General features: G+C 58.7%; 13 protein-coding genes, 1 tRNA gene and 1 pseudogene. 11 read left to right on the top strand and 4 right to left on the bottom strand.

The genetic code is table 11. The features are described 5' to 3' along the window. Nucleotides 1–4: 4 nt before the first annotated feature. Nucleotides 5–1,333, top strand: a complete 1,329-nt coding sequence (locus tag EPN93_08210; protein ID TAL36791.1) for a hypothetical protein — start codon at nt 5–7, stop codon at nt 1,331–1,333. On the opposite strand, the gene nth is transcribed toward EPN93_08210, so the two are convergent. Then, on the bottom strand, nt 1,296–1,928 hold the full coding sequence (gene nth, locus EPN93_08215) for an endonuclease III (protein ID TAL36792.1): 633 nt from the start codon (nt 1,926–1,928) through the stop codon (nt 1,296–1,298). The genes EPN93_08210 and nth overlap by 38 nt on opposite strands. A gap of 4 nt (nt 1,929–1,932) precedes the next feature. Further along, nucleotides 1,933–3,354 carry a hypothetical protein gene (locus EPN93_08220; protein ID TAL36793.1) on the bottom strand — a complete coding sequence of 474 codons (1,422 nt, stop codon included), beginning with the start codon at nt 3,352–3,354 and terminating at the stop codon, nt 1,933–1,935. A gap of 76 nt (nt 3,355–3,430) precedes the next feature. On the opposite strand from EPN93_08220, the gene ychF reads away from it, so the two are divergent. The 6 genes and pseudogenes from ychF to EPN93_08250 all read left to right on the top strand — a co-directional run bounded on the left by ychF (nt 3,431) and on the right by EPN93_08250 (nt 9,901). Continuing rightward, nucleotides 3,431–4,516 carry a redox-regulated ATPase YchF gene (gene ychF / locus EPN93_08225; protein TAL36794.1) on the top strand — a complete coding sequence of 362 codons (1,086 nt, stop codon included), beginning with the start codon at nt 3,431–3,433 and terminating at the stop codon, nt 4,514–4,516. Nucleotides 4,517–4,532: 16 nt separating this feature from the next. Next, entirely contained in the window at nt 4,533–5,015 is a 483-nt protein-coding gene (locus tag EPN93_08230) for a hypothetical protein (GenBank protein TAL36795.1), read from the top strand. A gap of 38 nt (nt 5,016–5,053) precedes the next feature. Then, nucleotides 5,054–5,126 (top strand) — tRNA-Arg (locus EPN93_08235). A gap of 153 nt (nt 5,127–5,279) precedes the next feature. Next, the gene (locus EPN93_08240; protein TAL36796.1) at nt 5,280–8,519 is read left to right on the top strand and encodes a response regulator; all 3,240 of its coding nucleotides are present in this window, start codon (nt 5,280–5,282) and stop codon (nt 8,517–8,519) included. Between the two features lie 90 nt (nt 8,520–8,609). Further along, the gene (locus tag EPN93_08245; GenBank protein ID TAL36797.1) at nt 8,610–9,767 is read left to right on the top strand and encodes a hypothetical protein; all 1,158 of its coding nucleotides are present in this window, start codon (nt 8,610–8,612) and stop codon (nt 9,765–9,767) included. Nucleotides 9,768–9,817: 50 nt separating this feature from the next. Beyond that, nucleotides 9,818–9,901, top strand: a pseudogene (locus EPN93_08250) (dihydrofolate reductase). A gap of 34 nt (nt 9,902–9,935) precedes the next feature. Here the strand turns inward: EPN93_08250 and EPN93_08255 are convergent. Then, nucleotides 9,936–12,221, bottom strand: coding sequence for an RNA-binding transcriptional accessory protein (locus tag EPN93_08255; GenBank protein ID TAL36814.1), 2,286 nt, complete (start codon nt 12,219–12,221; stop codon nt 9,936–9,938). Nucleotides 12,222–12,361: 140 nt separating this feature from the next. Continuing rightward, nucleotides 12,362–12,859, bottom strand: a complete 498-nt coding sequence (locus EPN93_08260) for a hypothetical protein (GenBank protein ID TAL36798.1) — start codon at nt 12,857–12,859, stop codon at nt 12,362–12,364. A 182-nt stretch (nt 12,860–13,041) separates the two neighbouring features. On the opposite strand from EPN93_08260, the gene EPN93_08265 reads away from it, so the two are divergent. The 4 genes from EPN93_08265 to EPN93_08280 all read left to right on the top strand — a co-directional run bounded on the left by EPN93_08265 (nt 13,042) and on the right by EPN93_08280 (nt 14,825). Continuing rightward, on the top strand, nt 13,042–13,323 hold the full coding sequence (locus EPN93_08265) for a type II toxin-antitoxin system RelE/ParE family toxin (GenBank protein TAL36799.1): 282 nt from the start codon (nt 13,042–13,044) through the stop codon (nt 13,321–13,323). A gap of 14 nt (nt 13,324–13,337) precedes the next feature. Further along, nucleotides 13,338–13,640 carry an addiction module antidote protein, HigA family gene (higA, locus tag EPN93_08270; GenBank protein ID TAL36800.1) on the top strand — a complete coding sequence of 101 codons (303 nt, stop codon included), beginning with the start codon at nt 13,338–13,340 and terminating at the stop codon, nt 13,638–13,640. Between the two features lie 169 nt (nt 13,641–13,809). Continuing rightward, nucleotides 13,810–14,508 carry a hypothetical protein gene (locus tag EPN93_08275; protein TAL36801.1) on the top strand — a complete coding sequence of 233 codons (699 nt, stop codon included), beginning with the start codon at nt 13,810–13,812 and terminating at the stop codon, nt 14,506–14,508. Between the two features lie 20 nt (nt 14,509–14,528). Beyond that, nucleotides 14,529–14,825 (top strand): hypothetical protein, encoded by a 297-nt coding sequence (locus EPN93_08280; GenBank protein TAL36802.1) that lies wholly within the window; start codon nt 14,529–14,531, stop codon nt 14,823–14,825. Nucleotides 14,826–14,928: the final 103 nt, after the last annotated feature.

The raw sequence follows: 14,928 nt of genomic DNA on the forward strand, positions 1-14,928 counted from the left end.
GGCCATGCAGTCCCTCGCGCTACCCAGGCTTAAAAAAACGGCGGGCTTCTTTTTCATACTCGCCGGTCTCCTCGCGTTCAACCTGCTGTTCAACCTGTTCTATGACTGGTCGGGAATCACGCTCATCGTACAGATTTACGCCTACGTGTTTTCATTCTACCTTGTCTTCGATTTCTCCCTGATTAACCTGGACGAACACGAGGAGAAGTACCGGTCCGCCTACGGCCGCGCGGGGGAAAACTACCTGTTTCTCGAGGCGCGCGTGCTGCCCCTCATCATCATATACGCCGTGGTCCTTATCGCGTTCCTTATCCAGGAGATACGAAGCCCTCACTGGCCATGGTCCGTCGTGATGGGGATGCTGGACGGGAGGAACACCAATCTCCTGGTGTACTCGCTTTTCCTGCTCTTCGCGCTCAAGTTGAAGAGGGACCCGTTCATAACCATCCCGCTCTTCCTGGGCCTGAGCGTGGCTTACTTCTATCTCGATCTCCTGGTGAGATCCATCTCCTCCGGGGGAGGGCTCATCCAGGCGACCATGATCTTCAAGCTGGTCATTTTTTACTTCTTCCTGTTTTACGAGTTTTTCGCGCGCAGAAATCCGTTCAAGCTCCTGGGTACGGCGCTCGCGGTGGGGGTGGCGTCGTATGCGCTCTTCCTGGGCTCCACCGTGCTCATATTCGACCGCGCGTCCGCGGAAGGAATAGGGAGGCGCGAGGCGGGGATGTACCTATTACGCCTCGGGTTCAAGTACCCGATCAACGAGCTCAAGGACCAGGTCATGCGCTCCGGGGATCCGGAATACCTGAAGGAGTTTCTTTCCTACGCGCGGCGCTACCGCGTGGAGCTTCGCTATACCGACGAAGAATGGGAAGGCCTACTTTTCTCGGGAACCATCGACACCGCGGAAATGATCGCGGCCCATTTGCGGCAGAGGCAGCTTCCCGTCGAGTATGCAAAAATTGTCGACTTCGCCGAAAGACGCTCGTTCGTGATCGGGTCTCACCTTGAAAACGCGCCCCACTTCACCCGGCTCGCCGCCCGTTGTGTGAAAGGAAACGAGGCGGACCTCGAGCGGAGGATGCGGGCGGGCAACCCGCGCTTCGCGCGGTGGGGGGTTTCGCTCGCGGGCGAGAGCAGGAGCCCGCTCCTCATTCCCTTCCTCCTTGAGCATCTCACGGGGACGGATACCGCCATGGCCCAGGCGGCCTACGACGCGCTCGCGCACATCACGGGGCTGGACCCCAGGGAAACGATGAACTTGAAGTTCAACGACCCGGAGGCCGTGACGGCCTTCAAGGATTTCTACGTGCGAATTCGCACAGGGCGTTGACCGGGCACTCCGGGCATCGGGGCCCGCGCGCGACGCAGAGGGTGCGCCCGTGCGTGATCAGTATCAGGTGCGCTGCGGTCCATTCTGCGCGGGGAATAAAGGCGGTAAGCGCTTCCTCCACCCTGTTCGGGTCGTCCGACTCGATGTAGCCGACCCGGTTCGCCACGCGCATCACGTGCGTATCGACGGCCAGCGCCGGAATTCCCATCCCCATCGAAAGTATGACATTCGCGGACTTGCGCCCGATCCCGGGGAGCGACATGAGCCCTTCCCGGGTGGAGGGAAGGGCTCCGCCGTGATCGTCCCGGACGGCCTTCGCCATGAGGACGATATGGCGCGCCTTGTTGTGGTAAAAGCCCGTGCTCCGAATGATGCGCTCCACGTCGGGGACGCGCGCATCGGCCAGGCTCCGGAAATCGGGGTAGCGGGAGAAGAGTGCGGGCGTCGCCGCGTTGACCTGCGCATCGGTCGTCTGGGCCGAGAGCACCACGGACACGGCGAGCTCGTAGAGCCCCCCGTAGCGCAGCGAGGGGGAAGGGACGCCGTACCGTTTTTTCAACAGGCTGAAGATGCGCTTCGAAAGAGCCTTGTCCATGCGGTCAGGACACCGCGATCACGCCTTTTTCCCGGCGGAGGGGGAATTGGATGGTGAATCTGGTTCCCAGGCCCGGAAGTGACGCGACCTGGACCTCGGCGTTGTGCTCCTTGAGTATCCTGCTGCTTATGGAGAGCCCCACCCCCGTGCCGGTGCTCTTGCGCTTGGTGGTGAAGAAGGGAGACCATATCTTCTTGATGTTCTCCTGGGTGATGCCGATCCCGTTATCCTCGATGGAAAGCGTGGCGACCTCGCCGTTGAAAACGGAGGCGATTGATATCTGCGCCGCGTAATCGCCGCTCTCGGACCTGCGCCGCTCTATGATCGCGTCGCGTGCGTTGAGCAGCAGGTTAATGATGAGCTGTTCCAGGCTGATCTTGTCCCCGTAGATGCGGCTTGGGGTTTCGCTGAGCATGAGGACGATATCGATGCTGAACTTCTTGAACTGGAGGCTCACCAGGTCGAGCGCGTCCATGATGACCTTGTTGACGTCGATGAACTGTTTGTTGAGGCCGCTCTTGCGCGAGAAATTCCTGATGTGGTCGATGATCGAGGCGGACTTGTCCACGAGGGCGCATATCTTCGTGAGGTCGGCGACGGCCTGGAGTCCCTCGAACTCCTCCCCGGTGATGTCGTCCATCATGTTCTGGGCGATGCCCTTGATCCCGGTGAACGGCTGCATGAGCTCGTGCGCGATACCGGTCGTGATCTCGGCCAGGCTCGCGTGCCGGGACATCTGCATGAGCTCGATCTCCTTTTCCTGTATGATGCGGTTGAGCTGTTCCGACTTCTGGCGCAGGCGGTTGATGGTATGCACGAGCTGGCGGTTGAGCCGGCGCGATTCGTCCAGGTTGCGCGCGGCCATGCCCGCGGTCCGATGGAATCCGAACGCGATGACGATGGAGGTCAGGTGGAACTGCGCCGATGCGGCGAGGGCGCATAGCGGAAGCGAGCGTTCAAACCCCGCCCACGCGAAAAGCCCTGCGGACAGCGCAAGGGCGACTTGTAAAGCCACATACGCCCGCTGGGATTGGAAGACGCTCGTGAAGAAGAAATACATGTGCACCAGCACAGCAAATCCGAGCCACGCGGCGACAATCACGGATGCGGCAGAGGGGAATATGACGGCGGCGGCCGCGACGCATACGGAGCCCGCGAGTACCGGGACGGGCGAGAGCGCCCTGGTCGCCCGGATGAAGGCGCGCGTCACAAGCGCGTACGCGGCGGGGAAAAGCGCGATCGATGCGGCGGCAGTCCAGGCTTCGAACGGCAGCGGAAACGCGGTCAAAACGAGACCGGCGGCGACCGCGGCGCAGGCGGGAAGGTAACCGCGGGACTGGGACGTGTTCAGGAACACGGCCGCGGCAAGCGTCTCGACGGCCAGGAATCCCAGGGAAAAAACTGCGATGAACTGTAAAGCGCTCATGTGCCCCGCACTACGTGATTGACATATGCCCGATGGATTTTTAATATGTCAATATATTTTGCTCACAGGGGGCGCTATGAGCTTCAACTGCGGAATCATCGGCCTGCCCAATGTCGGGAAATCCACCATATTCAACGCCCTGTCCGGGGCCGGCGCGCAGATTGCGAACTACCCCTTCTGCACGATCGACCCCAACAAGGGTATCGTGCCCGTGCCCGACGAGCGGCTCGAAAAGATCGCGCACATGCTGAAAAAGAGCGACCCCATCCACGCGAAGATCGAGTTTATCGACGTCGCGGGACTGGTGAGCGGCGCGTCAAAGGGCGAGGGGCTGGGGAACCGGTTCCTGGGGCACATCCGCAACGTCGACGCGGTGGTCCACGTGGTGCGCTGTTTCGCGGAGCCCGACGTGGTGCACGTCACGGGGGGAGTGGACCCGGTGCGCGACGCCGGGATCATCAACACGGAGCTCATGCTCGCCGACCTCGAGCTGCTCACGCGCGCGGGCGACAAGGTGAAAAAGCTCGCCCAGTCGGGCGACAAGGATGCGAAGGCGCGCCTGGCCGTCATCGAGCGCGCGTGCGCGCACCTGGACGGCGGCCGCCTTCTCGCGGGCATGGGGCTCGACGAGGACGATCTCGCGGCGCTCGGGGAATACGGGCTCATCACCCTGAAGCCGGTGCTCTACCTCGCGAACATCGACGAGGGCGGCGCGGATTCGCCCGCGGTCGCGGGGCTGCGCGCCTACGCGGGAGAAAACGGCGCGGAGTTCCTGTACCTGATCGGGAAGATCGAGGAAGAGATATCGCACCTGCCGGCGGGCGAGAAACAGGAATTCCTCGATGCGATGGGGCTCGCGGAGTCGGGGCTTGCGCGACTCATCCGCGCGGCGGTGAAGCTCCTGGGCATGGTCACCTTCTACACCGCGGCCACCGAGCTGCAGGCATGGATGATACCGGACGGCACCACGATGCAGAAGGCCGCGGGGAAAATTCATAAAGACATGGAGCGCGGGTTCATCCGGGCCGAGGTGTTCTCGTTCGAGGACCTGGAGCGCGCGGGCGACGACCACAAGCTTCGCGAGCTCGGACTCATGCGCGCGGAGGGGCGCGACCACCCCGTGCGCGACGGCGACATAGTGAAGTTTCTGTTTAACGTCTGACAGGGCGGGTGGAGCGATGACCGCGGAGCTGGACGCACGGGATCGTTACCTTATCCTCTTCGGACTCCCGGAGGACTATTCCCTGGACGAGCTGGGCGCCGCCTACCGCGCCCTCGCGAAGCTCAATCACCCGGATGTGAACCCCGACCCGTCCTCGGGGATGCGCATGGCGATCGTGAACGAGGCCTACCGGTTCCTGCACGCGCGCCACGGCGCGCCCCGCACGCCGCCGGCGGGCCCCGCGAAGCCCCGCGACGAGTGTTACGAAATCTACCGGGACGCCTTCGACACGCTCAAGTCCGCGTTTCGCGACTACTTTGGCGAGGGGCCGGACAAAGCGCGCGTGAACGACCTGTCCTGCCTGCGCGAGCGGCTAGCCGCGGCGCGCAGGGGATTCGCGCGCCTGGTGGACGAGCTTCCCTACAACGCGTGGACGAGCGACGCGATCGACCGCATTCTCTCCATCAACACCTGGCTCGGGGAAAATAAAAGTGATTGAAAAAATGGGGGAGGCTTTCTAGTATATCTTAATCGTTCGCGCCTGTAGCTCAGTGGATAGAGCAATGGCCTCCGGAGCCATGTGTCGCACGTTCAACTCGTGTCAGGCGCACAGATCGACAACTGGCGGGGTTATTCCCGCCTTTTCGTTTGGCGCCTCCCGGCTGCCTTTGAAGCGGTAAGGCCGGCGGAATATTTCTAAGAATTTCGGGCGCCGATACACAAAGAATCAGTCATCGCGCATTGCTGTTAACAGGGCACCGGGATGAACCTGAAAAAATATCAGCGATACCTTTTTCTTTGCTGCGCCGTCGCGATTACGGCGCTCTCTCCCCTCGCGGCCGCGCACACCCCGCCCGTCGCCGACAAAGGCGTCATCGATCTGCGCCCCTGGGACTTCGACGCGGACGGCTCCCTTCCGCTGAACGGCGCATGGGAGTTCTACTGGGACCGCCTCCTCGCGCCGGCGGATTTCGCGCGGGACACGAAACCGGGAATGGACGGGTACTTTGCAATCCCGGGCACCTGGAACAGGCTCTCGGTCAACGGGGCGCCCCTGGGACATCGCGGCTGCGCAACCTTCCGCCTCACCGCGCTCATGGACGGAAAGTCCCGCTGCGGCATCAAGCTCTTCCGGCTTTCGACCGCCTTCAGGCTTTTCGTGAACGGGGCGCCCGTCGCCGCGGCCGGCGTCGTGGGGCCCGATACGGCTTCATCGGTGCCGCAGTACCTTCCTCAAGTGGTCGCGCTCGTCCCCGCGGACGGCAGGGCCGAGCTCGTCCTCCAGGTGTCGAATTTCCACCATACGAAGGGCGGCCCGCGCGAGGAGATTGTCGTGGGTCCGGAGGAGAGCCTGCGCGGCGCCTTCATGCGAAAAATGCTCATGGAGCTCTTCGTCGCGGGAAGCATCTCGATCATGGGTCTGTATCACATGATACTGTTCCTCTATCGAAGGCGGGAGCGCGCGGCGCTGCACTTCGGCCTGTTCTGCTTCACGATCTCGGTCTGGGCCGTGTTGAACGGCGAGCTCTCCCTGGTACAGGCGTTTCACGGCCTGGACTGGCGCCTTCACCGCACGGTGAGCTACCTCGCATTGTGTTTCAGCGTGCCGCTTTTTTTCAACTACGTGCGCGATATCTTTCCGCGCACCCCGCGCGCCGCGGTGCGGTTCCTGAACGGTGCCGCGGCGGTCTATGCGCTCGTCATAATCGCCGCGCCTATCAGCATCTACAGCGCGGCGCTTCCCTACTACGAGATCATCATCCTCGCGGCCGTTGCCTTCGTGCTCTTCATCGTGGGGCGCGAGCTCGCCGCGAAGAACATCGAGGCGGTGTACGTGAGCGCCGGGATCGTGATCTATTTCACCGCCGTCGTGAACGACATCCTGTATGACATTTATGTAATTCGCACGATAATGCTGGGCCACCTGGGGCTCTTCGCGTTTTTTCTCTTCCAGTCCCTGCTCATGGCCCGTCGCTTTTCGCGAGCCTTCACGCTGTCCGAGCGCCTGTCGGAGGACCTGCGTGAAACGAACGAGTCGCTGCGCGAGCTGGACCGTCTCAAGGACGAATTTCTTGCCAACACCTCGCATGAGCTGCGCACCCCGCTCTCCGGCATGATCGGCATCGCGGAGTCGCTCGCGGACGGGGTTGCCGGCAGCGTGTCCCCGGGGATGAGGAAAAACCTGGACCTGGTGATCGCGAGCGGGCGGCGCCTCTCGAACCTGGTGAACGACATCCTGGATTTTTCGCGCCTGAAGCACCACGACATTCGGCTCTCGCTCGCGCCCGTGAACGTGCACTCCGTCGCGCAGGCGGTGCTGGACGTCACGCGCTACCTGGCGGGCGGAAAGGACATCGCCCTCGTGAACGCGGTCGATCCGGGGCTTCCCCCCGCAGCCGCCGACGAGGCGCGCCTGGAGCAGGTGTTCCACAATCTGGTGGGCAACTCGCTCAAGTTCACCGCGCGCGGGCGCATCGAGGTGGACGCGCGCCTGCTTCCCGGAAAGGGGACGCTGGAGATACGCGTCACCGATACGGGCGAGGGCATCGCGGCGGACAGGCTCGCGCGCGTGTTCGAGCCCTTCGAGCAGGCGGACGGATCGGCGACGCGCGTGCACGGGGGGACGGGGCTGGGGCTCTCGATCGTGAAGAGGCTCGTCGAACTGCACGGGGGTGGCGTCGATATTGCCTCGCAGCCGGGGGAGGGCACGCGGGTGTCCTTCACGCTTCCCGTGGCGGATGCGTCCCTGGAGAAGGCGCAGAACGCGCGACTCGTCCCGATCCAGTCCCGTTGGGCGGGCGATATCGTCGCCGCGGACGCGGAAATATCGGACCCCCCGGCGCCCTTCCCGCCGGCGCATGAAAAGGCGTTCTCGTGCCGGGGATGCCGCATACTTGCTGTGGACGATGACCCCGTCAACCTCCAGGTGATCGCAAACCAGCTCGCGCTCCACGACTACTCGGTCACCACCGCGACCGGCGGCGCCGATGCGCTTGAGCTTATCCGGCGCGGCGGCGATTACGACCTCGTGATCCTGGACGTCATGATGCCGCGCGTATCGGGTTTCGAGGTCGCGCAGGCCGTGCGAAAAAATTTCGACCTGTTCGAGCTGCCCATCATCATGCTCACGGCAAGGAGCCGCATCGTCGACATCGTCACCGGGTTCGAGGCGGGGGCGAACGATTACCTGACCAAGCCCTTTCACCGCGACGAGCTCCTGGCCCGGGTGCACACGCTCATCGCCCTGAAGCGCGCCGTGAAGGACAACGCGCGCCTTTCGGTGTTCGAGAGCGAGATCCGCAACGCGCTCACCATCCAGCGCTCGATCCTTCCCGGGTGCGCCCCCGAGGTGCCGGGGATCGATATCGCGTTCCGCTACGTCCCCATGCGCAGCCTGGGGGGCGACTTCTTCGACTTCTTCATGCCCGCACCGGGGTGCCTGGGCGCCATCCTCACCGACGTGTCGGGACACGGCATGGCCGCGGCGCTCATCGCGTCGATGGTAAAAATCGCGTTTCACTTCCAGCTGAATTGCGCGCGGGATCCCGCGACGCTTCTGCAGTGCATAAACGACGTGCTCCTCGGAAAGTTCTCGAAGCAGTTCCTCACTGCCTGCTACGCCTTCATCGACATGGAGGGACGCACGATCTCGACGGCGAACGCGGGGCACCTGCCCCTCGTCATCTGGAAGCACGCCGAGCAGGAAATCCTACAGCTAAATCCGGCCGGAAGGCTTATAGGCTACTTCGCCGATACGCGCTGCGAGGACGCGGTCGCGCCGCTCGCGCCGGGGGACCGCGTCATCCTCTACACGGACGGCATCACCGAGTCGCGCAACGCCGCGGGCGAGATGTTCGACGAGCGCTTCTTCGACGCGGTCGAGACGGGAGGGGCGCTTGCCGCATTGGGATTTATCGATGACCTCATGCGCCGCCTGGCTGAGTGGCACGGGAGCGACGATTTCGAGGACGACATCACGATCGTGGTGATCGATATTCTCTGAGCGTTTTATTAAGAATAGATTATTTCCTGGCAGGGTATGATATTTTGCAGTAAATTAACTTTTGCTGCGCTGAATGAGGAAGACTAACTCATGGAAAGTACGACCTTGAAATCCGCCGCCCCGGTACGACGCTTCGACAACGACTGGCTCACCGTGCTCGCGACACTCACCATCTTCCTGTTTCATTGCGCCAGGTTCTTCGATCATGGGCCCTGGCATGCAAAAAACAACCAGATGGACCAGGGCATGACCCTCTTCGTGACGATAACGGCCCAGTGGATCATGCCGTTGTTCTTCGTGCTTTCCGGGATAAGCTCGTTTTATTCACTCGGGTCCCGGAACGTCGGGCGTTACGTCGGCAACAGATTCCGGCGGCTTGTTATTCCGCTGGTCTTTGGCTCCCTCGTGGTGCTCGCCCCCGTGCAGGTCTGGATCGAGCGCGTTACCCAGGCCGGGTACACGGGGAGCTTTATCGAATTTTATCCGCACTATTTTCAGGGTTTCTACGCCCTTGGCGGAAATTTCGCGTGGATGGGACTGCACCTCTGGTACCTTGAGATGCTGTTCGTTTTTACCGTGCTGACGCTGCCGCTTTTCATCAATATGAAAAAGGGAAAGAATCCAAAACTGCTCGCCGGCGCGGCCGCCTTTTTTTCCAGGCGAGGAACGATCTACCTGCTGGCCGTCCCCCTCCTTCTTATGGAACTGGTCGTCAACCTGCAGCCGATGGGCGCGGGGATCAGGGCTTTCGGCGGGTGGAGCCTCTTCTCGTACATCGTGATTTTTGTCGCGGGCTTCCTGGTGGCGACCAGTCCACTGTACCGTGAATCCATGGAGCGGTCGCGATATATTTCACTGGCCCTGGGGCTCATGACCGCGAGCGCGATGTTCCTGGTGAAGTTCGATCTCTCCCTGCTGGGCACCGCCGGTGCGTATCTCGTATCGGTGCTGTTCCGCTCCTTCAATTCATGGTTCTGGCTCATAGCCATTCTCGGCTTCGGGAGCAGGCACCTTAATTTCAGTAACCCGTTCCTCGACTACGCCAGGAACGCGGCGCTTCCCTTTTATATTCTCCATCAAACGGTGATAGTCGTATTCGGGTATTTCATCGCGAACTGGGAGGCGGGCGTAATGGTGAAGTACTTGGTGCTGGGCTGTGTGTCGTTCGCGGTTATTATCGCGTCATATGAATTTGCGATTAAGCGGATCGCGGTGCTGGGTGCGCTGTTTGGGATGAAGGGGCGGTGAGTTGTGCACGGCGAAGACGCTGTGGAGCAGCGGTGGAAGGAACAAACCTGATGCGAAAGCTTGTGGTCGGCACTTTCCTGACTCTCGACGGCGTCATGCAGGCGCCGGGCGGTCCCGACGAGGATCGCGATGGTAAGAAACGGTGATATTCGACTAGCGCGGATAACCTCAGTGTTTTTTCTTGTCCTTGTCGAGCATCCCGGCAAGGCCTGCGAAGGGACTGGTTGATTTAGGTGGTGCCGCGGGCGATTTTAGTTTCGCCGCGACCGCCTTTCCACCACCTGCTCTCTTTGGCGCTATCTTCACGGTGATCGGTTCCTCTCTCTTCGGCTTTCGCGGCGTAAAGGGGTCGCTCCGCATGGACAGGGAGATGCGCTTCCGCGCCGCGTCAACTTCCAGGACCGTCACCTCGACCTTCTGGTTCACCTTGACCATTTTGTAGGGGTCTTTCACGAAATCGTCGGAAAGCTCGCTCACGTGGACAAGGCCGTCCTGGTGGACACCCACGTCCACGAAGGCGCCGAAGTTTGTGACGTTGGTTACCACGCCGGGGAGCTTCATGCCGGGCTCCAGGTCGGCGATGGCGTTCACCCCTTCGCGGAAGGTGAACAGCTCGAACTCCCGCCGCGGATCGCGCCCGGGTTTCGTGAGTTCCTCCAGGATGTCGCGGAGGGTCGGCATTCCGATTGTGTCGGTTACATACTTTTTGAGGTCGATTTTTTCCCGAAGAGACGCGTCGCGCACCAGATCGGCCACGGAGCAACCGAGGTCCGCAGCCATCCGCTGTACCACATGGTAGCTCTCGGGGTGTACGGCGCTTGAATCCAGCATGTTCGCCGCGCCGCGGATGCGGAGGAAACCGGCCGATTGCTCGAAAGCCTTGGGGCCAATGCCGGGAACTAAGAGAAACTCCTCGCGGGATGCGAAGGGCCCCGATGATTCGCGGCGCGTCATGATCCCTTCGGCCATCCTTGCAGAGAGGGCCGACACGTACTGTAAAAGCTCGCGGCTTGCCGTATTGACCTCCACGCCCACTGAGTTGACGCAGCTTTCCACGGTGTCGTCCAGGGAGCGCTGAAGCTCCTTCTGGTCCACATCGTGCTGGTACTGGCCTACGCCGATTGCCTTGGGGTCGATCTTCACGAGCTCCGCGAGCGGATCCTGAAGCCGCCTGCCGATCGAGACGGCGCCGCGGACCGTGACGTCCTGATTCGGGAACTCCCGGCGCGCCGTCTCCGAGGCAGAATACACGGAGGCCCCGCTTTCGCTGACCATGGTGATTATCACCCCTTCGAGGCCGATGCCTTTCAGGAAGGACAGGGCGTCTCGGCCCCCCGTGCCGTTGCCCACGGCGATCGCTTCCACGGAATATTTTTTGCACAGAGCGGCGACTATCTTTGCGGACTGCTCGATTTTATTATGTGGCTCCAGGGGATATATCGCCTCGTGATGCAGGAGGGCGCCCTGCTTACCGAGCACGGCGAGCTTGCAGCCGGTCCGCAGGCCCGGATCGACGGCGAGTACCGCGCGCTCGCCCATGGGCGAGGCCATGAGGAGCTCCCGGACGTTGCGCGCGAAGACGGCGATTGCCTCCTCGTCCGCGCGCTTCTTGCAGAGGGCGCGTGTCTCCGTGTCCATGGAGGGGCCGAGGAGCCGGTGATAACAGTCCTCGGCGGCACGCGACACCTGGGCCTGGGCCGCGCCGTTTCCCTTCACGAAGGCGCCCCTCAACAGGGCCACGGCCTCGTCGTCGGCGGGCATGAAGCGCGCGGAAAGGAAACCCTCATCCTCACCGCGCAGGACGGCGAGGATCCGGTGTGACGGCGCCTTGGCCGCCGGCTCGGCCCAGTCGAAATAATCGCGGTATTTAGCCGCCTCCTCTTCCCTGTCTTTTACGACGCGGGAGCCCATGACGGCTTTTTCCGCGAAGAGGGCACGCATGGATTCCCGGGCCCCGGCGTTCTCGTTGATCGTCTCGGCGATGATGTCGCGCGCCCCGGCAAGGGCCTCCTCCGTCGATGCCACGCCCTTTTCCCCGTCGACATAGGCAGCCGCCTCGCCCTCGACGTCAAAGCTCTCCTGGGAGAGAAGGCGTAGCGCCAGCGGCTCCAGTCCCTTTTCGCGGGCCGCCGTGGCGCGGGTGCGGCGCTTGGGACGATACGGGAGGTAGATATCCTCAAGCTTCGAGAGGGTGGACGCTTCGCGCACCGCTTTATCGAGCTCCGGCGTGAGTTTCTCCTGATCGGCGAGGGACTTGAGCACGGCCTCGCGGCGTTTCTCAAGCTCCCGGATCTGGTCGAGGCGGTCGCGGATAGCGATGACCGCCACCTCGTCCAGGCCGCCGGTCGCCTCTTTGCGGTAACGGGCGATGAACGGCACCGTGGCCTCCCCGGCCAGGAGCTCCGCCGCAGCGGCCACCTGCGCGTCTTTTATGCCGAGCTCGGCACTGATTATTGAAAAGGCCTGCTGGTCGGTCACGATGGGTCCTCCCGGGAATTCATTCGTCGCGGCGCTGGGGCGCACGACGGGAACTCACCTAGCGGACCTGCGGCGGGAATGGCAAGGAAAATTTAAAAGTTCAGGATGAAAGCCTTTTACCTGTATTCACTCTTGACCACAGGGGGCTTCTTCGAGAACCCGCCAACCGCTTTCCTGAGCTCCCGCCGGAATTCTTCACCGGTTTCGTCATGCGCCAGGTACAGGCGCCATGAATAGAGCCGGGACTCGTCGTACGTGAAGCCGGATATATTGATTCCGCATACCACAATGCAGTCCGGTTCGGGCTGGTTTTCAAAATCGATGGTCCCGGCGATGTCCTTGATCCTCGCGCACCCTTCGGTGGTATCGATCCGGTCGCCGCTCAAACCCCAGAAGAACCATTGCGGGGAGAGTATCAGGTCCGTGAATTGCTGGAGCTTTCCCCACAGCCGGCTCTTAAAATCGGTCGTAGTTTCGAAGCAGTGCATGGTCATGCCTTTCATCTCGCCCAGCTTTTGGGTTACGATGAAGTCGCGCACCGCCTGTTTGAATTCATTCTGGAGATCGTCGTATTTGCAGCGCCGGGTGCTTCGCGTGAGCTCGGATTTTTTCATGGAAGTGAAGGTCATGACCTTTGAATAAATATATTGATAAATAGTTACCAGTTCAATTAGGGTAGCCAATTAAAGGAAAGAAATTTGAGAGAAGGGTGTCCGCGCATTCCTTGGATAATAAATATCGCCTCGGCAAATATAACGCTTGACGATATTATCGCCATGCGTTATTATTGTACCATATGATTCGCTCATTTAAATGCAAAGATACCGAGAAAGTTTGGAATCAAATCATTTCGAAAAGGTTCCCAATCACTATTCAGAAGATCGCATTGAGAAAGCTATTTATGATTCAGCGTGCAAAGGATCTTAATGATTTGCGAATTCCTCCCGCCAATAGGCTCGAAAAGTTGAAGGGAGATAGAAAAAATCAATACAGCATTCGAATAAATGACCAGTATCGAATATGCTTTATATGGGATAATTCCGATGTGTTTGATGTTGAGATTGTGGATTATCATTGATTTGGAGTTCAAAAATGAAAAAATTGTCAAATATTCATCCAGGTGAGATATTACGAGAAGAATTCTTAATTCCTTTTAAATTATCCGCTTATAAATTAGCAAAAGAAACGAAAATTCCTCCTACGAGAATATCTCAAATATTAAAAGGGAAAAGAAGTATTACTGCGGATACCGCCTTGCGGTTTTCCAGATTTTTTGGAACTACACCTGATTTCTGGTTAGGGTTGCAAATAGAGTATGATCTGAGAGAAGAGCTTAGAATTAAATCGCGTGAATTAAAAACAATTAAAGCGATAAATACTGTTCATGCTATTTGAGAATCAACCAGAACGTGTTAAAAACCGCGATCGTGCTCGGGCTCAGGGATTTGAGGGAGATCGTGGAGAAGGGGAAGCGCACGGTGACTGCCATGAGAAAAGAGATTGATTTTTAATTTGAAATGAAGAGTAAGTTTTACATGCCGGATGAATAAACCAGCACGAATTTATGTATAGTCAATATCTCCACAAAGAAATAAAAACAAATAAAACATTCGACCTGTCTTCGCTCATACCGGGAGGCGAAGCGTCGCTTTCCGTGAGAATATTTCATCTGGCAGTTGGTGCCGTGTTCCTCTGGGGGCTTCTGGTGTGTGGATTTGTCATGCATTATGTTCCTCCTGTGGTTCTTGATTACATCAATTTCACGGGCTTAGTGCTTATTTGTCTTACTCTTGCACTGATCGGAATAATGATGTCGGGGCTCTCTTATTCGGCGTTAACCAGCTTCATCGGATATAATCTGGTTGCAATACCTCTGGGGTTACTTATCGCACCGGCCTTGCCAGCACATGGTGAAAATGTAATTAATGTGTCAGCATTCTGTATCGTTTTCATTAGTGCGGCCATGCTCTTGGGGCTGGCGCTTCCATCTATAATTGATGAGTTCAACCGATCGCTCATAGCATATTCTGTTATCATGATTATTATGAGCCTTGTTGATTATAATTTCTCGCATATTTTAACCCACAAGGCGGAATGGGTTATTTCATTATCCATCTGTGGGTATATTTGCGTACACTGGGCATATGCCAGCCGATTCGAAAAGTCACTCGATGCTGCCGTCGATACCGGAGCTAATCTTTACATGGATCTCTTAAAACCGGCTGTTAAAATCGCCGGCTTGTTGTCTGGTAAAAGTAAATGATTCAATAGGCAGTGTTTACGATGAGTAAAAGGTCAAAGGAATATAAAGTAAGATATTATTTAGTTTCGTTTATAGATCTTTTAGGACAAAAAGAAAAAATAAAAGCTCTTTCTAGTTTGCCAAAAAATCAGGAGGAGGAAGAAGAATTTAATCTAATATTGCGTAATAGTTATGGAAAAGTGAGGGCATTCAGGAATTCTTTTAAGAGATATTTCGACTCTGCCTACCATGAACGTCCTCTGCCTCCGGGTTTAAATGAATCTCAAATTGAAGAATTCAAAAAGATTAAAGAGAAAGCTTATGTCGCGCTTCATTGAAAACGGGAAAAAAATAGGGTAAAAATAAGCTAGTAAATCCTCCGAGATATTTATAGGAGGATCACATGACCAAGAGTAAGAGACGGCGTTTCACCCCGGAAGA

Source organism: Spirochaetota bacterium (assembly GCA_004297825.1).
Taxonomy (GTDB): Bacteria; Spirochaetota; UBA4802; order UBA4802; family UBA5368; genus FW300-bin19.

Excerpts from the sequence above, each read along its gene's own strand:
- EPN93_08210 (TAL36791.1), top strand. The coding sequence starts at position 5 with ATGCAGTCCCTCGCGCTACCCAGGCTTAAAAAAACGGCGGGCTTCTTT.
- nth (TAL36792.1), bottom strand. The coding sequence starts at position 1,928 with ATGGACAAGGCTCTTTCGAAGCGCATCTTCAGCCTGTTGAAAAAACGG.
- EPN93_08220 (TAL36793.1), bottom strand. The coding sequence starts at position 3,354 with ATGAGCGCTTTACAGTTCATCGCAGTTTTTTCCCTGGGATTCCTGGCC.
- ychF (TAL36794.1), top strand. The coding sequence starts at position 3,431 with ATGAGCTTCAACTGCGGAATCATCGGCCTGCCCAATGTCGGGAAATCC.
- EPN93_08230 (TAL36795.1), top strand. The coding sequence starts at position 4,533 with ATGACCGCGGAGCTGGACGCACGGGATCGTTACCTTATCCTCTTCGGA.
- EPN93_08240 (TAL36796.1), top strand. The coding sequence starts at position 5,280 with ATGAACCTGAAAAAATATCAGCGATACCTTTTTCTTTGCTGCGCCGTC.
- EPN93_08245 (TAL36797.1), top strand. The coding sequence starts at position 8,610 with ATGGAAAGTACGACCTTGAAATCCGCCGCCCCGGTACGACGCTTCGAC.
- EPN93_08260 (TAL36798.1), bottom strand. The coding sequence starts at position 12,859 with ATGAAAAAATCCGAGCTCACGCGAAGCACCCGGCGCTGCAAATACGAC.
- EPN93_08265 (TAL36799.1), top strand. The coding sequence starts at position 13,042 with ATGATTCGCTCATTTAAATGCAAAGATACCGAGAAAGTTTGGAATCAA.
- higA (TAL36800.1), top strand. The coding sequence starts at position 13,338 with ATGAAAAAATTGTCAAATATTCATCCAGGTGAGATATTACGAGAAGAA.
- EPN93_08275 (TAL36801.1), top strand. The coding sequence starts at position 13,810 with ATGTATAGTCAATATCTCCACAAAGAAATAAAAACAAATAAAACATTC.
- EPN93_08280 (TAL36802.1), top strand. The coding sequence starts at position 14,529 with ATGAGTAAAAGGTCAAAGGAATATAAAGTAAGATATTATTTAGTTTCG.